This is a genomic window from Teichococcus aerofrigidensis, from assembly GCF_054073225.1.
Window position 1 is genome coordinate 1 of record NZ_JBSXMU010000203.1, and the last position, 3,276, is coordinate 3,276.

Sequence of the window (3,276 nt, forward strand, 5' to 3'; positions counted from 1 at the left end):
GCCCCGGTCATGACCATGGGGGGCGGGCTGACCGCGCGGCCCACCGTGGCGCCGGTGCTGGCCGGCCCGATCCGCGCCAATCCGCTGGGCGACGATCGGCCCGGCGATGCCCGGCTGCTGGCCGAGGTGTCGCGCCGCCAGGCGGAGATCGAGCGGCGCGAGCGGGCGCTGGAGGCGCGCGAGGCGCGGTTGCAGGCGGCCGAGGCGCTGGCGCGCGGGCAGATCGCCGAACTGGCGCGGCTGCGCGAGGAGATGGAGCGGCTGGTGGTGCGCGAGAACACCGCCTCGGAGGCCGATCTCGACGCGCTGGTCGCGCTTTATGTCAACATGAAGCCGCAGCAGGCGGCCAAGGTGTTGGACCGGCTGGAGCCGCAGCGGGCCGCGGTGATCCTGCTGAAGATCCCCGAGCGGCAGGCCGGCCCGATCCTGGCCAGCATGGATGCGCCCGCCGCCCTGGCGGTGACCCAGGAGATCGCCGGGCGGCGCGAGGCCTTCCGCGCCGCGCCGTGAGCAGGGGCGCGCCGGCTCAGCAATGACCGCCCTGGCGGGCCCAGGCGCGATGCGCCAGCTCGCCCAGATGCCGCTCCAGTCCCGCCTCGCGCAGCGCCGCGACACTGGCCCAGCCACCGGGGCGGTCGATCCGCACCGGATGCAGCTCCAGCTCGTTCAGCCGCTCATCCTCCGGCCAGCCGCCCTCCCAGATCTCGACATGCAGCCGCGCCAGGGCCTCGCTCGGGAAGGTGGCGGCGGCGTCGCGCCCGGCGGCGTTCAGCTTGGACCAGTAGGATTGACTCGGCGTGCGCCCGACGAACAGGCCCAGCGCCGTGTGCAGCAAGACGAAGCCCCGCCCGTAATGCGCTGCCATGCCCGGCGTCTTCCCTCCTGTGCCATGGGCTGATGATGCCGCAGGAGAACAATCCATAAAATAGGGATTGTGTCTCAAAAAAACTTCAGTCTCGACGGGCGGCGAAGCCGTCCCGGCTCCAGCCTTCGCTCATCAACCGGCCCACCCTCTCCGCGGCGGGCGGCGCGGTCATCGTCGCCCAGGAGGGGGTCTCGGAAGACGCCATGCGCGACGCGATCGGCGGCGCCGGCGCCTGACCGGCGAGCGGGTCGAAGCCGCGCACATCGAAGCTCTGGGCGTTCAGCCGCGTCGTGTCGAGGGGCGGGATCTGCCGCGGGACCTCCTGCGCCATCGCCGGCCCTGCCAAGGCCAGCCCGGTTGCCAGCCCGGTCGTCAGCCCTGCCGCCAGGGCCATCGCCCGCCCGTTCCGCCCGTTCCGGATGATCCGCATCGCCATTCCTGCCATCGCGCCGCCGCCCTATCGCCGCCAGCTTCGCGGGGAGAAGTCCGCAGGCGGGGGCGGGATGATCTCTCACGGAGATTTGTCGCTTTCTTGATCAATTCCGCGAACAAAGCGGGATCACGCTTTGTTAACGCCTTCCCGGCATAGTCGCTGCATTCGCCCGATCCCGCGGAGAGCAGCCAGAATGGCGACCGTCATCCCCCTTGCCTCGCGTCACGCCGCGCCGCGGGACCCCGATCTGAGCCTGCTGCTGCACAGCGCGGAACAGGCCCTGGACCGCCTCTGGATGCACCGGATGACGCAGGATACGGGGGTGCTGATGCCGGAATTCCTCGATCCGGGCCTGTGCTTCCTGATGGAGGGCGCGGCGGATGCGGAGGGGGCGGCGCTGCGCACGACCCTGCTCGAGCTCGGCGCACGGATGCGGCAATGCGGCCTGGCCGCCGTGGCGCGGGCGGTGCTGCGGATGGCGCGCTCGGCGCGCCGCCGGCGGGCCCTGCTGGCCCTGGTCGGAAGCGCGGCCTGGCGGCGGCTGCCCGGCGGGCCGGGCGAGGAGCACTGGCTGCGCCCGGCGGCGGAGGGCCGGTCCTACCAGCTGACCCTGCGGCTGGCCGGCGATTGCGCCCATGCGCCGCAGGCGCTCCGTGACCTGGCCCAGACCCTCCGGCTGCGGCCGGCGTCCCGAAGCGAGATCCAGGAGAGCGAAGTCCAGGAGAGCGAAGTCCAGGGCGGGGCGGTGTTGCTGGCCGCGCAGGAGGGGGGCCTCGACTGCCTCTCGCTGCAGGCGGCGCTGCGCGATGTCACGCTGGCGCTGGGGCGGCAGGGCGAGACGGTCCTGGCCGCCGGGGTCGCCGCGCTGCGGGAGGATGGGCCGGACGGCCAGGAGGAGAGCGCCGGCCAGGTCTCTCCGGGCTCGCGCATCGCCGCGGCCTGAGCCCCCCGGCGTCACCCTCGCCGCTCAGCAGGTCACCCGCCGGATCGCGTCCGCCACCCGCTCCTGCACCGCCCGCCAGTCGGGCGTCCCGCCGCCGGCGGGCGCCTGCAGCCGGGGCGCCACCCCGCTGCGGGCCAGGAAATCGCGCAGGTCGGTCAGCGGTACCGCGGAAGTGCCGCCGGCGCCGCCGGCATAGACCACCCCCACCACATTGCCCGCCGCATCCAGCACCGGCCCGCCGGAACTGCCGCCGCTGGCCGGCGCCGCGATCTCCAGCCGCCAGCGCAGCCGCTCGGCCTGGGCGGCGCCGAAATAGCGCAGCCCGTCCTCCCAACCCGGTTCCACCTCCCGGCCCTGCCGGTCGGTCATGACGAAGCTGACGGCATGGCCGCCCTCCGGGTCGTGCACCGTCAGGGTGGCGTGCCGCAGCGTGCCGGCGCTGGCCTGCGGCCGGTGGCCCGGCTGGTTCGCGGGATAGCCCAGCACCAGCACCGGCAGGCCGCGCGGCAGGCGCGGCGCGGCGGAGAGCGCCAGCGCCGCCTCGCCCGCGGCCGGGCCGGCCAGCAGCGCCAGATCGGTGCCGGGATCCTCCGCCAGCACCCGCCAGGGGCCGGGCAGGCCCTCCACCGCCACGCCCCGGCCCTCGAGGCGGCAGCGCAGCACGACATGGGTGTTGGTGACCATCCGGCCCGGCCCGATCAGGAAGGCGCTGCCGCCGAACCGTGTCGGGACCGACGGCGTGGCCTCGGGCGCGGCCGCCCGGCCGGAGGCGGCGCAGGCCAGCCCGATCCCCAGCATCGCCAGGCCGCCGCCGGGAAGACACCACCGCAGCCAAGCACGCATCCGGGCCTCGACGTTTTTGCGAAAAACGAATAATGGATAGCATGGCGCGGCACGGCCGGCCAAGTCCCGTCATCCGGACGGGGGGGAGAGAAGCATGCAGGGACTGCCCTTGCTGATCCGGCTGGCCCGGCAGCGCGCCGATGAGCGCCGCATCGCCCTGGCCACGGCCGAGCAGGCCCGCCTGGCCGGCGA

At 74.4% G+C, this 3,276-nt stretch carries 5 protein-coding genes; 2 read left to right on the forward strand and 3 right to left on the reverse strand.

Going from position 1 to position 3,276, the window contains the following annotated elements:
* Positions 1–510 (forward strand): MotE family protein (locus ACVMLK_RS20390; RefSeq protein WP_457487461.1); only part of this gene is annotated, 510 nt, incomplete at its 5' end.
* Positions 511–526: 16 nt separating this feature from the next.
* Here the strand turns inward: ACVMLK_RS20390 and ACVMLK_RS20395 are convergent.
* Together ACVMLK_RS20395 and ACVMLK_RS20400 are read right to left on the reverse strand one after the other, a co-directional pair.
* Positions 527–865: a hypothetical protein gene (locus tag ACVMLK_RS20395; RefSeq protein WP_422925995.1), complete on the reverse strand. Its 339-nt coding sequence runs from the start codon at positions 863–865 to the stop codon at positions 527–529.
* Positions 866–950: 85 nt separating this feature from the next.
* Positions 951–1,295, reverse strand: coding sequence for a hypothetical protein (locus ACVMLK_RS20400; protein WP_457487462.1), 345 nt, complete (start codon positions 1,293–1,295; stop codon positions 951–953).
* A gap of 196 nt (positions 1,296–1,491) precedes the next feature.
* On the opposite strand from ACVMLK_RS20400, the gene ACVMLK_RS20405 reads away from it, so the two are divergent.
* Positions 1,492–2,241, forward strand: coding sequence for a hypothetical protein (locus tag ACVMLK_RS20405; protein ID WP_457487463.1), 750 nt, complete (start codon positions 1,492–1,494; stop codon positions 2,239–2,241).
* A 24-nt stretch (positions 2,242–2,265) separates the two neighbouring features.
* Here the strand turns inward: ACVMLK_RS20405 and ACVMLK_RS20410 are convergent, their stop codons facing one another.
* Positions 2,266–3,084 carry a S1 family peptidase gene (locus ACVMLK_RS20410; RefSeq protein ID WP_422925989.1) on the reverse strand — a complete coding sequence of 273 codons (819 nt, stop codon included), beginning with the start codon at positions 3,082–3,084 and terminating at the stop codon, positions 2,266–2,268.
* Between the last annotated feature and the right edge of the window lie 192 nt (positions 3,085–3,276).